Genomic DNA, 16,306 nt, shown 5'->3' on the forward strand with positions numbered 1-16,306 from the left:
GTGGGCCCGAGGCAACGAGGGCCCACCCTCCGTCGTGTCCCGGGCCCCGGGCGGGATAACCTCTGTGTCATGGGTCACAGGATCGAGTCAGAGCTCGTAGCGAACGTCCTCACCGTGCACGTCGACGCGGGTGCGAGGGTGGCCGCGGGCGACGAGCTGGTCCTCCTGGAGTCGATGAAGATGGAGATCCCCGTCCTGGCGGAGACCCCCGGACGCATCGCCGAGGTCAAGGTCTCCGCCGGGGACGTCGTCCAGGAGGGCGAGGTCCTCGTCGTCATCGACGACTGAGGGATCCCCCTGCCCCCGAGCACGACGACGGGCGGGGACGACCCGTGGTCGTCCCCGCCCGTCGCGGCTCCTGCGTGATCAGGCGGACGCGTCGTCCTGCTGGTCGGCCTGCATCATGGCGCGCTTGGAGTACTCCGCCAGCGAGTCCTGCGCGGCCTGCAGGGACTTGGCTGCGGCCTGCCACTCGCTCTGGAACTGCTCGGAGTCAGAGCCCTGCCAGTTCTCGCTCAGGGTGCCGGCCTGCGAGGTGCCGTTCTGGCTCACCTCGCCCACCTTGCCGGACTGGGTCGTCAGCTGACCCGCGATCTCCCGGACCCTGCCAGTGTCCATTCCATCGGTCAGATTGCCTGCCATGTCGAATCTCCTCTAGGTCTCGTCTGTGGATGTGGTGGGGCGGCTCAGCCGGCCGACGTCTCGGTCTGCTGGGAGATGTCGGACTGCAGCTGGTTGCACAGGTCGCTGATGAGGCCCTTGACCTTCTCGAGCTGCGGGCGGTGCTGGCCCTCCCACTCGGAGACGAACTTCTCGGAGTCCGCGCCGTTCCAGGCCTCGTTCGCGGCCTGCACCTGGGTGTTGACGTTGTTGATGATGCCGTCGAGCTCCTCAACGAGGTTCTGCCACTTGGGCAGCTCGCCCTTGACGGTCTCGAGGTTCATTCCGAGCCACATCGTGTCCTCCTGCGGGTTGGTGACGCTGTCTTGTGACGCTGTCTGCTGGATCCCTGCGGGCGATTCCCCTGCCCGACTGACGACAACATTAGGCAAGCGGGGCCCCCAGGTACATGGGGAGAACTCCCCATTCCTCCCCTTGCACCGGGACGCGGACCCATCGCAGTGCAGCGCAATGGAATTCGATCAGCGGCGAGCGACCTCGGGCAGCGCGAGCTGGACGATCTCCGCCTTCCCCCGGCGCACGAGCACCCCTCGCCCCTCGGGCATGAGGACCCGGGCGAGGGGCGGGAAGTTCGTCTTGAAGATCATCGAGGACTCGCCTCCGTCCGGCGCGAGCGCGATCCCGGACCGCGTCCCCTTGACGAGTCCCGGCAGGCCCATGTTCGTGTTGAGGGCGGCGGGGTCGGCCTCACCGACGACGAAGTGGTCGTTGTCGGCCAGGGGCTTCATGGCCTCCTGCAAGGGGGACTGGAAGGGCATGGTGTTGAGGTCGTCCAGCCGCTCCACCACGAGCATCTGCAGCGGGGAGCCCTCGTCGAGGGCCCGCTCCTTGAGCGTCTCGCACAGCGCCTTGACGTCGTCCTCACGGGTCGCCGTCGCGTCGAACTCCGGGAGGGAGAGCAGCTCCGAGTTGCGGCGCAGGGTGATCAGGCTCAGTTGCGCGTCGGGCCGCCACTGCTTCACCGCGCGCACCAGGGCGATCAGCGTCGTCGTGCGGCCACTGCCCGGAGGGCCGGTGACGACGAAGCCCCCCTTCGGGTCGATGGCGACCGGTGCGAGGTCGTCGGAGTTCATCGCGATGACCGGCAGCCCCTCGACCTCGGTCGGCAGCTGCGCGGCCGGCACGATCTCCGGCAGGGACGCGATCGGCTCGGCGCGGGTCCCGCCGGACTTGGTCATGGCGTCGGCGAAGCCACGCACCATCCGCGACTGCTCCGACGCGTCCTGGGTGCCGCCCAGGACGGCCACCTGGACCTCGCGCTTCTTGAACAGCCCTCGGCCGGGCGGTGACTCGGCGTGGAGGACGTCCTTGGGCACGCCGACGAAGGCGTAGTCCTCCTCGGTCGTCATGCGCAGCACGCAGCGCGACTGCACCGACGAGCCCATGGCCACCGGGAGCCCGTTGCGAGCGTCGACCGACATGACGAAGTGGACGCCCACCGGGCGTCCGTCCGCGAGGAGCGAGGTGAAGGCGTCGAGCCACTTCATCAGTGCGCCGGCCGACTCGTAGGCGTTGCGGAAGGCGGTGAGGCCGTCGACGAGCACGAAGATCCGCGGTTCGTCATGGCGGCCGGTGAGCTTGCGGTAGGCGGTGATCGTCGTGGCATTGGCCTTCGAGTAGCGCACGGCGCGTTCCTCGATCGTCTCCCGCAGCATGGTGATCAACCGCTTGACGCGCTCCTCGTCCTGGCCGGAGATGATCGAGCCCACGTGGGGGAGCTCCTCGAGCATCGCCAGGCCACGGTTGCCGAAATCCAGGCCGTACACGTGGCACGGTCCGCCGCGCACCGTGAAGCCGGCCGCCAGGGCGATCGTGCGCAGGAAGGAGCTCTTGCCCGCTCCGGAGGCGCCGAAGACCGCGAGGTTGCCCTCCGCGTCCGGGCGGAAGGAGATCGTCGGCTGGCTCTGCAGGTCCGGGTTGTCAGCGACACCGATGACGATCTCGTCGTCACGGCGATCCGTCGGCAGCTTCGCCAGGTCGTACACCTCGCCGAGCTCGGGCAACCACGGCTTGCGGGGCAGGTCGATCTCGGCCTCCACCCGCGCCCGCTCGACGGTGTCGACGACACGCTGGATGTCGGTGGGTCCGAGGTCGGCGTCCTCCTCCCCCTTCGGCGTGGCCGGAAGTTCCCACCGCACCGACGCGCCGAAGGCGAGGGTCTCGACGAGCATGTCCGGGGGCGGCGGGGTGTCGTTCGTCCAGCCACCGGCGTACCCGGCCTGGAAGGGCACGAGCCGGCCCGGCCCGGACTTGGCCATCGCACGACCCGGCAGCCCCGGGTCGAAGTAGGCCGCATCCTTGGTCCCGAGCACATCGCTGGAGTCGTCCTCGTCGGCCATGCGCAGGGCCATGCGCAGGTTGGTGTTGGCGCGCAGGTTGTCCTTGATGACGCCGGCGGGACGCTGCGTCGCGAGGATGAGGTGGATCCCCAGCGAGCGCCCGCGCTGGGCGATGTTCACGACGCCGTCGACGAAGTCGGGGACCTCCTGGACCAGGGCCGCGAACTCGTCGACGACGATGATCAGGCTCGGTGGCGCCTCCACCTCGCCGCGTCGCTCGAGCTCGACGAGGTCCTTGGCCTTGAAACGGGCGAGCAGGTGCTCGCGGAAGTGCAGCTCCGCGGACAGCGAGGCGAGCGCACGACGCACCAGGTGGGGGGAGAGGTCGGTGACCATGCCGACCGTGTGGGGCAGCTGGACGCAGTCACGGAAGGCCGATCCGCCCTTGTAGTCCACGAGGAGGAAGGTCACCCGCTGCGGGCTGTTGGCCGTCGCCATGCCGAGGATCCAGGCCTGGAGCAGCTCCGACTTGCCGGCGCCGGTGGTGCCACCGACGAGGGCGTGCGGTCCGTCGGTGCGCAGGTCGACGCTGTGGGTGCCCATCGCGGACTGACCGATGACGGCGCGAAGGGAGCCCGGCTTGCGGCTGCGGGTCGGTGGCGCGTGGCGGCCGGTGAGGATGGACCGGTTCTCGTTCCACCGCTCGATGACGGCTGTCTCGGAGGTCGCCAGCTCGGTGCCCACGAGCGCGAGGTAGGAGACCGAGCGGGGGATGTCCGAGTCGTCCTGGGAGAGGGCGGAGGAGTCGGTGATCGGCGCCAGGCCGCGCGCCACGGCGACGGCCTCCTCGACCGGGATGAGGTCGGCCTCCACCGGCGCGGCCACCTGGGCCGGACCGACCCACCCGACCTGGCACTCGCCGGTCGCCGCGACCTCGACGAAGGTGCGGCAGGCGGCCGGGAGCTGCTCGGTCACCGGGGAGACCCAGATGACGACGATGCGGTGACGCCACCCCTGCTCGGCGAGCTGGACGAGCCGGGCCCGCTCGACGGGGGCGTCGTTCTCGACGAGGACGACGACAGCCGGTCCGCTCGCCTCCGTGGACTTCCCGCGTCCGGCGCCTGCGGCCACGAGGCCCTCGAGCTGCTCCATGACCGCCGAGCAGCTGGGTCCGGAGCTCGCGGTCTGCTGCACGTCGAGCGGGCTCTGCGGCGACGAGGCGTGCGGGACCCACTTGAGCCAGTCCCAGTCCCGGGCCGACGTCGTCGACCCGAGCGCGCACATGACGACCTCGGCCGGCGAGTGCGCCGACATGGTCTGGACGACGAGCGAGCGGGCCAGCCCGAGGGCGGACTCCCGAGGACCGGAGACGCCGATGGCGCCGTCGAGGAGGGGGTGGGCGGTCACCGGGACGTCCGCGACGACCCCGAGGCCCTGCATGAGCGTGGAGACCTCGAGCCAGGCCTCCGCGCGGGTCCGGCCCATCTTCGGCAGCTTGATCTCGCTGCGGCTCGGGCGCACGCCCAGTCCCAACCGGTACTCGAGAAATCCGGGCTCGCCCGGTCGCCGGGTCCACATCAGCGGGTGGTGGACGGCGACGGCCTTCCCGAACTCGCGCACCGACGGGTGCTCCTGCCGGCGGATGTCGTGCTCCCGGTCGAGCTCGACCTCGATGTCCTCGACGAGGTACCCGACGTCCTCGCGGAAGTCCTCCATCGCCTCCTCGAAGTCCAGCCGGACGCGACGCTTCGACTCCCAGGTGTTCGCCAGCATCATCATCGGCATCATGAGCATGAACATGATCGTGAAGCGCGAACGGGTGATGGCGAAGAGGGTCGCTCCCATGAAGACCGGCACGAGCATCATCGCCAGGGGCATCCGCTGCGGCTTGCCGCGCTCCGGCAGGTCCGGTACCTCGAACTGCAGGCCCTGGTAGACGGGCGCGATGCGCGGCGACCGGGTGAAGGCGACATCACCCGCCTCGGTGGTCGTCACACCGGCGGCCCGGGTCCTCGCCGAGATCTGGAAGGTCGTGTCACCGATGGTGAAGGACTCGCCCTCGCGCAGGATCGCCCGGTCGATCCGCTCGTCGGCGACGACCACGCCGTTCGACGAGCCGAGGTCGGTCACCTCGACGACGTCGGCGACGAGGAGCTTCGCGTGGCGACGCGAGACGGACGCGTCGTTGATGCGCACCTCGCACTCCCGACCGCGGCCCACGTGCGAGGTCCCCCGCTGCAGGGCGTACTCGCGGCCCTGGTCCGGCCCGGACGTCACGACGGCCATCGCGCTCGGCGCGGCGCTGTCCTCGTACCCCGAGGATCGGCGCGTGACCGCCAGGTGCTCTCCGGACCGCAGCCCGGACTCCTGCACGGTCGTGTGGGGGTCGACCGCCCGGAAGTTCTCGTCGACGAGGGCCAGCGTGTGCTGCCCGAGGTCGGCGCGGTCGTGGTAGCTGCTGCCGCTGCGCTGTCGCTCAGGGTCGGCCAGGACGAGGTGCTCGGCGAGGTCACCGACCGTCGTGCGACCGTCGACGGTGGCGACGAGGTCGGTGTCCTGGTCGTTGGACCCCCGCAGGGTGAACATCAGCTTCATCGCAGGGCCTTCCGGGAGGGGGCGGTGGTCGAGTCGTGCAGGCCGATGTCGACCTGACGGGAGAACAGTGGTCGGGGGTCGACGGCGGCCCGCAGTCGCGATCCGATCCCGGCGGACCGCCGCATCCGCCGCCGGGCGGCCCTGAGCTCACGTTGCCACGCGCTCACGCCCGCGGGGTCCGGTGGGCGTTCACCAAAGACGAGGGAGTCGGCGCGCATCGCGACGGGCACGGCGTCGATGGTGGGTCCCAGGGCCGCTCCCTGCTCCACGCGCGTACCGCTCGCGGGTAGGTGGTGGCCGAGGACGCGAGCCTCCTCCACGAAGTCGTTCCACGCCCGACCGATCCGACGGTCCGCACCTCCTCGGCGCAACCGGGTGGCGCGCCGGACGGCGATGGCGACGGGGGTGAGCGCGAGCAGGAGCAGGGGCACCCCGACGAAGACCGCGAGCAGCTGCGCCCACAGCGGCCAGGTCGACGGGGAGGACCAGTCGACGGCCGGCTCCGGAGCGGTTGGCCCCGGTGCCGGCGGCTCGGGGATCGGCTCGGTCGGGGGCGCCTGCCACTCCACGGGCGCGGTCGAGGGAGCCGTGCGTCCGTCGGGTCCGGGGTTGAAGGTCTGCGGCAGGACCTGGAACCACGTCCCGTCGGCCTGCTTCACCTCGACCCAGGCCCGGATGTCGCGTCCGCGCACCTTGCCGTCGTCGGTGGAGATCGCCCCGACGACCACGCGGGTGGGGATGCCCAGCCGGTTGCCGATGAGGGCGAGCGTCGCCGCGTACTGCTCGTCGTTGCCCGCGAGCGGTGAGGAGTTGAGGAAGGTGTCCAGACGACCCCTGCCGTGTCCGGCCGGGTACCTCAGCACGTCATCGGTGAAGCCCGTGCGCTCCTTGTCGGTGACCATCCTGCTGCGGGTGGCCGGGGCGCCGTCGGTGTAGGTGCCCTCCTCGCGCATCGCGGTGGCCACCGCGACGAAGCTCTCCCACGGGTCATCGGTGGCGCCGCGCCAGTCGGCGATGCGCGACTCGAGGAAGCCCTCGTCCCCGCGCACCGCCACCGACCCCCGCGCCACGGCGAGGTCCTCCGGCAGGTTCTGGGCGCCGAGCGGGGGCAGCCGCGTGCGCAGCGTGTACCGGTCTCCCGGCTGCAGGCCGGGCGGGGCGAGGACGGTGTTGGTGCTGAGGTTGAGCCACGCCTCGTCCTGCAGGCGCCCCGCCGACTCCGCCCGGAACTCGATGCCCTCGACCCGACCGGTGGTCAGCACCCAGGGGCCGCTGTACCCCCCTTCGGGCACGGTGACGCTCACCTCGCTCGGGGACCCGCCGGCCAGGACACCGACCCGGCGACCGAACTGCTGGAAGGAGCGTCCGGCGTCCGAGCGCGCCGAGCCGCGGCCGGCGATGCCCCACGTCGACCCGTCCCACGCGTCCAGGGTCGCCAGCCGCAGGGGGGTCCTTCCCGGGACCCCGTCCACCTGGAGGATCTGGGTGTCGTACCAGGCCCGTGGGCTCGTCCGGGTGAACTCGCGGAAGGTGCTCAGCGGCGAGGCGAGCACGGTGTCGTCGTGGCCGGGGACGATCCCGGTGCGCGCAACCTGCCGGTCCTGCGCGGACCCGGGCACGACGGGTCCGACGAGCACCCCGGCCAGGGCCGCGACCGCCAGCAGCGCCGTGCCGGACAGGACCCGGGAGAGCGCGGGGCGGCCTCCGCCGGGACGCAGCTGCCCCACCTCGGGGTCGAGGTGGTCACGGGCCGCGAGCCACCCGGCGAGGACCAGCCCGAGGACGAGGCCTTGGACCCAGCGGGCGGCCGGCTGGTCGGTCCCGAGGGCGATGATCACCACGAGCAGGGCGAAGGGCGTCAGCAGCAGCCGCCAGCGGGAGCGGGTTGCTCGGGCGGTGGCGTAGACGAGCACCGTCCCCACGAGCGAGAGGGCGAGGGCGATCGCGAGGACGCGACCGCGGGCGTCGACGGGCGGGATGAGGGTGAGCAGGTCCATCCAGCCCGTGACCGGTCCGGCGATGAGGTCCCTCATGGTCTGCCCCGTCGGCAGGAGGCCCCACCTGAGGTCGTCCCGGACGACCAGCGGCCCGCCGAGGACGAGGTAGAGGACACCGCCGAGGGCGACCGTGGCGACGAGCGGCCAGCGGTAGGTCGACTGGATGTGCCCGACGAAGAACCCGAGGACGAGGCCGACGGCCGCCGCCAACCACCACTGCCAGCCGAACATCACGGTGCGCAGCCCGCTGAGCAGGCAGACCATCACCGCGAGGCTGAAGCCCGCGTCGACCCACACCGCTCGGGTGGGGCGCAACCGCGCGAGCGTGGCCCGGACCTTCTCCCTGCCCGTGGGCTGCGGCTTGATCATCCCCGGCCTCGGGGCGCCGATGAGGCTCATGCGGGCACCAGTCCGGTGAGCACCTGCTGGAGGTCCTCGAGCTCGGTGATCGTGATGATGCTCATCCCGCGCACCCGGCGCAGGCTGGTGCGGCCGGCGGGGTCGATGATCACGGCCACCGTGTGCACCTCGACCTCGAACTCCCCGAGGCACTGCTGGATCTCCAGGAAGGAGCGTCCCGGTCCGGTGCACAGCACCGCGACGGAGGAGTCCGGGGCCTGCTGGACGATGGACCGGCCGGAGCGCACGAGGTCGACCGGCCCGACGCCGGCGGTGGTCAGGGTGTCGAGGACGAGCGGCACGCTCGTACGCGAGGCCATCCGGTCGTTGCACACGACGCTCGCCTCCTGCTCGTCCACGATCGACTGCACCATGAGTGAGGCGGCCGCGGCGATCGCCGTCTCGACGTCCCTCTCGCGTCCGGTGTACATCGCCGGGTCCGTGTCGACGACGATGCCGAGGTGTGAGCGCCGGGTCTCCTGGAACTGGCGCACGAGGAGGCGACCGTGCTTGGCGGAGGAGCGCCAGTGGACGTACCGACGGTCATCCCCCGGCTCGTACTCGCGCAGGGCGTGGAAGGAGATGTCAGCCATCGACAGCTCCGGCGTGGCCTCGCCCTCGAGGTCACGCAGGAGGCCGTGGGCCCCGGACTCCAGGGCGATCCGCCGGGGGTGGACGTGCATGAGCTGCTGCTCGCCGAAGGTCACCGTGCGCCGCGTGATCCCGAGCGGATCACCCTGGACGGTCGTGGGCGGTCCCACCGGGATGACCCCACGCGTGGGCGTGGCCACCGGGAACGCGGTGCTGAACCGTCCCCCCTTCCTCAGCAGGGGCACGGTGAAGATCTCCTCCCGGTCGCCCACCGGCAGCCGCACGAGCGACGGGAGCATGGTCCGGCGGGTGGCATTGCGCAGGACGACGTGCCCCCGGGCGACGTCGCCGATGTCCACCCGCAGCGGCTCGACGACGAGGTCGACCTCCGCGACGTGCCGCCCGAGCGAGGTGAGGACGCAGACGAGGACGAGGGCGATCAGGGTGACCGCCATGATCGTCAGCTCGATCCAGCCCAGGACGGCGCCGAGCACCCCCAGGAGGAGGCCGAGGACGAGGAGCGACCACCCCAGGCCGGTGACCCAGTCGAGGCGGCCGCCGAACCACCGGCGGCGCGGCCGCTCGTCCGAGGCGCCGGCCCCCCCGCGGAGGGCACGGGCGAGCCACGCCCCCGCGTGGGCCAGGCGCGCGCCCGGCAGGCGGACGGTGCGCCTGGCGCCGGTCGCCCGCAGCTTCGACGACTCCGCCATCCTCTCGAGGCGGTCCTCACCACCGCCGGCCGTCCCCACGGGCGCGCTCGGGGTGTCGCGCACCCGCCCTCGGCCGCGGGGAGCCTCGGGTGGTGGTGTGGAGCGTCCGGTGGTCATCGGCAGAGGTCCCGGATCAGGCCACCCGCTCGGTCGGCGGGGCGACCTCGCCGAGGATCTTCGCGATGACGTCGGTGGTGCGCACCCCGGCGAACTCCGCCTCGGCGCTGAGCAGCAGGCGGTGGCTCATGATCGGCTCCGCCAGCGCCTTGACGTCGTCCGGGACCACATGGGTTCGACCCTGCCCGGCGGCCCAGGTCTTGGCACAGCGCACGAAGGCCAGGCACCCGCGAACGGACAGACCGAGGCGGATGTTGGGGTGGCGTCGGCTCTCCTCGGCGATCCGCGAGACGTAGGCGAGGATCGCGGCGTCGATGTGGACCTGGTCGGCGAGCTGGGCCATGTCGCCCACGACCTGGGCGGTGACCACAGGACGCAGGCCCTTGGTGCGGTCCCGGCGGGCGGAGTCCGCGAGCACGGCGACCGTCGCCTCGTGGTCCGGGTAGCCGAGCGAGGTCTTCATGAGGAAGCGGTCGAGCTGGGCCTCGGGCAGACGATAGGTCCCGGCCTGCTCGATGGGGTTCTGCGTGGCGACGACCATGAAGGGACGACCGACCTCGTGGGTGGTGCCGTCGATGGTCACCCGGCCCTCCTCCATGACCTCCAGGAGCGCCGACTGCGTCTTCGGCGACGCGCGGTTGATCTCGTCGGCGAGCACGATCATCGCGAAGACCGGCCCCCGGTGGAAGTCGAAGGTCTGCTTGTGCTGGTCGTAGATCGTCACGCCCGTGACATCGCTGGGCAGCAGGTCGGGAGTGAACTGGATGCGGCTGCTGCTCCCCTGGACGGTCGCGGCCACGGCCCGGGCCAGCTGGGTCTTGCCCGTGCCCGGGTAGTCCTCCAGCAGCAGGTGCCCCTCGGACAGCAGGCAGGTCAGGGCGAGCCGCACGACGTGCTGCTTGCCGAGGACGACCTGGTCGATGTTGCCGACCATCTGCTGGAAGGCCTGGCTGAACCAGCTGGCCTGCTCCTGGGAGATGCTCATCTTTCCTGCTTCCTCATCCGCTCGTGGTGCTGGGCTTCGTCGGGGCCGACGTCGAGGACGGTGGCTGTCCCTGACGCTTCTTGTAGTCAGGGACATAGGGCGCGGGCTCTGCGCGAGGAGCACCCCCGGGCCAGGTGTCGATCCGCGGGTCCACCGTCACCGCGAGGTCGAAGATCCGCCCGGTGTCGAGGTCGTTGAGGATCACCTGACCACGGTTGCGCCGCACGACCACACCGCTGCGCCGCGCGAGATCACCGACGATCCCGATCTCGGAGACCCCCGCGCCGGCCTCACCGCACGCCGAGCCCCACAGCACGCCGTTGCCCCGGCCCCAGGCGGCGTAGAGGCAGTCGCCGTTGAGCACCGGGCGCGAGACCTTGATGAACTGCGCCCGCTCCCCCTTCCCGTCCAGCCCGGAGCTGATGCCGGCGTCGCTGCCCGAGGTGGCGCCCTCGTCGATCTCCACGTACTCCGCGCGTTCGATCGTCTGGACCGCGACGCTCAGGCTCTCGGGCCCCGCCTGCTGCAGCGCCGCGATGGCGAGGTCCCCACCCTGCTCACTGCCGCCACCGGGAAGGGGGCGCGGACGCTCCATCCCCTCGGCGTGGACCGTGGCCTCCTCGAGGTCGAGGACGACCCACCGGTCGCCGACCGCGGTGATGTCGGCGAGTCGGCTCCCCTCGAAGGGAAGGTCGGTGCGCTCCGCCCTGCCGAAGCCCTCGCCCTGCGCCGGGACCTCGACGACGGTGCCGCTCTCCGCCGAGACGACCATGATGTCGCCGTCCTCGGACACGGTCACGGCGGCCGCCCTGCCGATCCGGGACTCGAGCGGGGCCCGGTCGGTGAGGCCATCGATCGCCGTCCCGCCCTCGGGGTCGAGTCGCATCGCCCACAGGTCACCGCTCGCGTGGTCGACGACGGCCAAGGTGTTGCCGCCCAGGGCCACGAGGTCCGGCATGAAGTACGCGTCCCCGGTGGTGATCTGCGAGGCCGGCAGCGTCGCGTTGCCCGTGATCGGGGTGCCGGTCGTCGTGTCGAAGGCCACGAGCTGACGGTCCTGCGTCGTCCCATCGGCCACCCCGGTGATGCCGACGGCGTGGCGTCCGTCCTGGAGGATGTCCGCGCGGGCGACCTCCTCCGTGGCCTTCGTCGCGGGGGTCCTCCCGGCGCCGTCGATGATCGTGTCGAGCGCGTGGGAGCCGGTGTTGACCCGGCCCCAGTATCCGGTGCGACCTCCGCTGACCCAGATGCTCCCGTCGGTCAGGGCCACGTCGTGCACCGGCTCACCCTCCGCCCTCACGGCGAGGATGCCGGCGACGACGACGAGGAGGGACACGACGGTGCCCGAGATCATCCGCACCCACATCGACCGTGGCCGTCGCCCGCCGTGGGCCCCTCGCGCCGGCGCGCTCCCCTCGTCGGCCATCCCTCGTCAGCTCTCCGCCCCGGTCGGGTCCTCGAGCAGGAGGAGGTCCTCCTCGAGGACCATGCGGGTGGACAGGGCGTGCTCCACCAGGCGGGCCTTGCGATTGCTCGCGAGCTTGCCGGGCCCGCCGTGGAGGCCGCGGATGCCGGCATCGGCCAACTTCTGGCAGACGTTGTCGAGCTTGCGGTTGAACTTCGTGACCTTCCACCCCAGGCGGTCCGCGGCAGCGGCGGAGCTCGGGATCTGTCCCTGGCCGGCACCCTCACGACGCAGGAAGTCCTCGCACAGGGCGACGACGAGCAGCTTCTGGTCCGGGGTGAAGGCCACCCGCCCGACCGTGGTCTCACCGCTCTTCGTCGGCAGCAGGACCTCGTGGTCGACCGAGGTGAAGCTCGGGTTGCCCACGAGGATGTCGAAGTCGTAGGTCGTCGGGCCGGCGGTGAACCACACGGTGACCTTCTCGAAGGCCAGGGGGATCCGGGCACCGGGGCTGAGCCAGGCCTGGAAGAGTCCCTTCTTGTCCGCGACGGTCGCGGTGAGGGTCGTCCCGATGTTCGTCAGCCACCACCACCCGCCTTCGTGACTGATCTGGAGGAAGTGCCGGTGGAGGAAGGGGTTGTCGTCGATCTCGAGGTCACCCTCACGACCGATCGTCAGCACGCCCTCCTTGGGGGCCTCGTGGAACTCTCCACAGAAATCGACCGTGACCGCGCTGTCCGTCATCACCGAGCTCCCTTCTCCGTCTCGCACTTCGTGGACGACCACTGCGAGGACTGGCTCCCGCGCAGGACCTGCGCCCGTGCGCACTCCTGTCGACCCGTGGCCACATTGGACACGTGCTCGGTCTCGCCCCCGCGCAGGCGCACCGGCTCGGCGCCCTCCAGCGCCTCGGCGTCGGGGCCCTTCCTGATGAGGTAGACGTCCCCCTCGACGTACTGGTCGTAGCTGACCGTGTAGGTGAAGACGTCACCGTCCGAGTCGATCGTCAGCGCGGGCGTGCCGGCGAGGGCACCGCTCGGCTGGGTCGCCTCGGTCCGCGTCGCCACCGACTCGCTCGCGCCGCCACCGGTGAACCACACGACCCCCCCGATGACCCCCGCGACGAGCAGCAGGCCCACGATGCTCGCGACGAAGGGCACCAGACCCACCTCGAGACCCTTCGTCGGTGGCGGGGGGGGCGCGGGCTGGCCACGGGGGGGTGACTGCTGGCTCATGAGCCCTTGCCCGTCGCACACACGATCTCCGACCACTCGGAGCGCTGCTCCTCGGGGGAGTCGACGTCCCGCACGACCTGGACCTGGCCACACTGCTGCGTCCCCGCGCGGGCGGGCAGCCGGTAGGTGCCGGTGCCGTCCGTGACCTCGGAGACGCTGTAGGCGGTGGCCGGGCCGAAGTTGTCCCTCGTGGGGGCGTACTTGAAGGCGTACCGATCTCCCTCGGAGAAGTCGTCGTAGGTCAGGGTGAAGACGAGGCTCTCACCGTCGGCCTGTGCCGTCACGCTCGGACGTCCGGTGAGCTCGCCACCACCGTCCGTGCCACGCCCCCCGCTGCTGGTGGCCGTCCCGCCGCCCCCGTCGCCGGTGAGGGCGATCGCCGCGCCGAGGGCCCCGAGGAGGAGCAGGACGGCGAGGACTCCCCCGAGGATCCACCACAGGCGCGGACCTGCGCCCTTCGTCGGTGACGAACGCGGGCCCGAGTGGGCCGCGCCGGGCGGCAGCGGTCCCTGCGGCGGGGAGCTGACGGGTGACTGGCCGGAGTGCTGCGGCGGCCGAGGGCCCGATGGTCCGCCCCCGGACGCGGCGGGTGCCGGACGCGGCCGCTGGGCCACCCCGTCGGCGATCGGTACGGGCGCCGCACCACCGATGCTGCGGCCGCCGCTGAGCCCCCCACCGATGACCGGCTGCCCCAGCGGGGGTGGCGGCGTGCCGGTGGTCGGTCGGGGCCCCGACGCCGGGCCGGAGCCGGCGCGCAGCTGGGTGTGGTCCTGGGTGCGGCCGGGCGGGGAGCCGGAGTCCCCCGAGTGGCCGAGCTCGTCGAGGACGACGATCGCCGTGCGCGAGAAGCGCTCCTCCTGCTCGATCTGCTGCAGGCTCCGGGCGAACTCGATGGCGCTCGCCGGGCGGGCGAGCGGGTTCTTGCTCATCGCCTGCGCGAGCAGCCGCTCGAGTGACTGCGGTGCGTCGGCCCGCCCCGAGCTCGGGGGCGGGTTGGAGCGGATGCGCGGCATGAGTGCATACGCCGAGTTGTCCCCACCGGGGACCTCGAAGGGCGAGCGCCCCACGAGCAGCTGCCACAGGGTCGCCGCCAAGGCGTAGACATCCGCCCTGGCATCGCCGTTGCTCTGCCCGAAGAGCACCTCCGGCGGCGCCCACGGGATGGAGACCCCGATGTCGTCGTCGAGCTCCTCGAGGGCGCCACCGCGACCCGCGATGCCGAAGTCGGTCAACCCCGGGGAGCCGTACTGGCTCACGAGGACATTGGCCGGCTTGATGTCCCGGTGGATGACTCCCGCCCGGTGGGCGGTCTCGACGGCACTCGAGAGCTGGATCCCGGTCCGGAGGACCTCCTCGACGGAGAATCGTGCCGTCCGGGCCCGCTGCGCGAGGTTCGGCGGCGGGTAGTACTTCATGATCAGGTACGGGCGCGCGTCCTCACTCGTGCCTGCGCGGAAGACCTGGACGATGTACGGGTGGTCCGCGAGCTGGGCCATCGTGTTGGCCTCGTCGATGAACTGCTGCTTGATCGCCGGCGTGAGTCCCTCCGTCTTGAGGACCTTGACCGCGACCTTCATCCTCGGCATCTGCTGCTCGTAGAGGAAGACGTCCGCATAACCGCCGGAACCCAGCGGTTGGACGTAGTCGAGCCCGTCGAGGTCGGGCGGGAGGGTGCTACTCACTCACGCATCATCCCGTGACCTCGAAGACCATCGAGACCTGATCGGCGAGCGTGATCGTCGTCCCCGGCTCGATCGTCTGCTGGTCACCGGGGCGCACCCGCACGGGCGAGGACCCCGGAAGGGCCACGGTCGTGCCGTTGGTGGAGCCGAGATCGCGCACGAGCACGTGCCAGCCGTCGAGGACGATCTCCACGTGGTTGCGGGAGATCTCGTTGTCCGGGCTGGCGATCCGCACGAGGTGGGGGGCGCGGGCTCCGCTGGCGTCCGTCGAGGCCCGCGGGGCGCGTCCGACCAGCACGCCCCGGTCGAGGGTGACGACGTCCCCGGTCGACAGGCGCAGCAGCCCGAGCGCGGGGCGCGGGGTCTGCTCCGGCTGCTGGCTGGGCAGCTCCTGGCCGCAGACACGGCACCGGGTGGCGTGGGGCGCGTTGTGGTGACCCGACGAGCAGCGCACGGCGAGGACCATCGGCCCCGACGGCAGCTCACCGGTGCCGCCGGCCGGGTCGGGAGTCGCCTGCCCCCCGGCGTCGGAGCCCCGATCCGGCCCTGCGCCGTCACCCCAGGGCACGGAGGAGATCATCCCGTCCTGGTCGACCGGCTGCGGGAGACCGGGGCCACCGGCCGAGCCCGACGGCGACGCGGCGCCGTCGGGGACCCGGCTGCCCACGAGATGACCGTCGGTGAACTGGGGGAAGCCCGCTCCCGGCTCGTGGCCCGTGGCGTCGTCCCGGGCGGCCTGGACCCGCCCGGGAGCGGAGGAAAGGGGGTCACTGCCCGGCATGGGCGGCGGACCGCCGGGCACCGCCGAGATCGGCCCACCGTCGGCCGGTGCCTGCTCCCGCTCTGCCGGTGCATCACCGTCCCCGTGATCCCCGTCCTCCGCGGGCGGGGCGAGGGTGGCGTTGGTGGGGTCCTGCGGTGCCTGGTAGCCCCCGGCCGCAGCCACCGGGCCGGCGTCGATCGGCGCCTCTCCCTCCTCCTGTGCCTCGAGAGCGGAGACGAGGGACTCGCGGTGGCGGCTGGTGTTGCCGAAGAGGAAGTCGAAGCTCGGCAGCTCCTCGTCCTCCTCCCCGACACGATCCTCGTCCCGGGGGGCGTCGGTCTCGACGGCCGGAGCCGCGTCGGGCTCTGCGGGGTCATCAGCCACCACGCTGAGCGGGGGCCTCGTCGGCTGCTGCGCCGCGGCACCCGCCCCGGCGGCGCCGAAGACCGACGGCAGGGACCATCCGCCCGCCGACGGCTGGGGGTCCGGCTCGCTCCGGGGCTCGGGCTCACCGGTCACGAGCACCGCGGACTGCAGGCCCTCGTCGAGGTCCTCATCGGCCCAGGGGGCGCGAGCCGGTGCCACGACCTCCCGGGCCGTGCCATCGGCACCGGTGAGCCGCACCGAGGCGCTGCCACGCACCAGGACGCGGCCGGCGCCCTCGTCGACGATCGCGAAGTCCGGGGTGCGTCGCACCCCGTCGGTGGTCAGCTCATCGGTGACGACATCGGCGAGGCCCTCGTCGCCCGCCTCGCCCACGGCGGCCTGCAGGCGCTCGCGCAGGGCGTCATCGCCCTTCGTCAGGACGTGCACGCCCGCACGGGTGACCTCGATCCAGCCGTCCCGGCCCTCGATCCGCGTCTCCAT

The 16,306-nt window shown here is 72.0% G+C and carries 12 protein-coding genes; 1 reads left to right on the forward strand and 11 read right to left on the reverse strand.

Features of this window, described 5'->3' with window-relative positions; all coding sequences use genetic code 11:
* Nucleotides 1–69: 69 nt before the first annotated feature.
* Nucleotides 70–288, forward strand: a complete 219-nt coding sequence (locus ACR9E9_RS02650) for a biotin/lipoyl-binding carrier protein (protein WP_435201417.1) — start codon at nucleotides 70–72, stop codon at nucleotides 286–288.
* A 78-nt stretch (nucleotides 289–366) separates the two neighbouring features.
* On the opposite strand, the gene ACR9E9_RS02655 is transcribed toward ACR9E9_RS02650, so the two are convergent.
* The 11 genes from ACR9E9_RS02655 to ACR9E9_RS02705 form a co-directional block, all read right to left on the reverse strand.
* Complete coding sequence (locus ACR9E9_RS02655; protein WP_435201419.1) at nucleotides 367–642, reverse strand: hypothetical protein; 276 nt, start codon at nucleotides 640–642, stop codon at nucleotides 367–369.
* 44 nt (nucleotides 643–686) lie between these two features.
* Nucleotides 687–944: a WXG100 family type VII secretion target gene (locus ACR9E9_RS02660; protein WP_435201421.1), complete on the reverse strand. Its 258-nt coding sequence runs from the start codon at nucleotides 942–944 to the stop codon at nucleotides 687–689.
* Between the two features lie 198 nt (nucleotides 945–1,142).
* Nucleotides 1,143–5,555 carry an FtsK/SpoIIIE domain-containing protein gene (locus tag ACR9E9_RS02665; protein WP_435201423.1) on the reverse strand — a complete coding sequence of 1,471 codons (4,413 nt, stop codon included), beginning with the start codon at nucleotides 5,553–5,555 and terminating at the stop codon, nucleotides 1,143–1,145.
* Nucleotides 5,552–7,951 (reverse strand): transglutaminaseTgpA domain-containing protein, encoded by a 2,400-nt coding sequence (locus ACR9E9_RS02670; protein ID WP_435201425.1) that lies wholly within the window; start codon nucleotides 7,949–7,951, stop codon nucleotides 5,552–5,554. Before ACR9E9_RS02670 ends, ACR9E9_RS02665 begins: the two co-directional genes overlap by 4 nt.
* Nucleotides 7,948–9,369, reverse strand: coding sequence for a DUF58 domain-containing protein (locus ACR9E9_RS02675; protein WP_435201427.1), 1,422 nt, complete (start codon nucleotides 9,367–9,369; stop codon nucleotides 7,948–7,950). The genes ACR9E9_RS02670 and ACR9E9_RS02675 overlap by 4 nt, the downstream gene beginning before the upstream one ends.
* Before the next feature lie 16 nt (nucleotides 9,370–9,385).
* A complete protein-coding gene (locus tag ACR9E9_RS02680) occupies nucleotides 9,386–10,354 on the reverse strand; it encodes an AAA family ATPase (RefSeq protein ID WP_435201429.1) in 969 nt (322 codons plus the stop codon).
* Between the two features lie 13 nt (nucleotides 10,355–10,367).
* Nucleotides 10,368–11,708, reverse strand: coding sequence for a hypothetical protein (locus ACR9E9_RS02685; RefSeq protein ID WP_435201431.1), 1,341 nt, complete (start codon nucleotides 11,706–11,708; stop codon nucleotides 10,368–10,370).
* Nucleotides 11,709–11,786: 78 nt separating this feature from the next.
* Nucleotides 11,787–12,503 (reverse strand): hypothetical protein, encoded by a 717-nt coding sequence (locus tag ACR9E9_RS02690; protein ID WP_435201433.1) that lies wholly within the window; start codon nucleotides 12,501–12,503, stop codon nucleotides 11,787–11,789.
* Nucleotides 12,503–12,994, reverse strand: coding sequence for a hypothetical protein (locus ACR9E9_RS02695; protein ID WP_435201435.1), 492 nt, complete (start codon nucleotides 12,992–12,994; stop codon nucleotides 12,503–12,505). Before ACR9E9_RS02695 ends, ACR9E9_RS02690 begins: the two co-directional genes overlap by 1 nt.
* Nucleotides 12,991–14,676 carry a protein kinase domain-containing protein gene (locus ACR9E9_RS02700; RefSeq protein WP_435201437.1) on the reverse strand — a complete coding sequence of 562 codons (1,686 nt, stop codon included), beginning with the start codon at nucleotides 14,674–14,676 and terminating at the stop codon, nucleotides 12,991–12,993. Before ACR9E9_RS02700 ends, ACR9E9_RS02695 begins: the two co-directional genes overlap by 4 nt.
* A 7-nt stretch (nucleotides 14,677–14,683) precedes the next feature.
* Nucleotides 14,684–16,306, reverse strand: coding sequence for an FHA domain-containing protein (locus tag ACR9E9_RS02705; RefSeq protein WP_435201439.1), 1,623 nt, complete (start codon nucleotides 16,304–16,306; stop codon nucleotides 14,684–14,686).

The organism is Janibacter sp. GS2 (assembly GCF_051200835.1).
In the GTDB taxonomy this organism is placed as follows: Bacteria; Actinomycetota; Actinomycetes; order Actinomycetales; family Dermatophilaceae; genus Janibacter.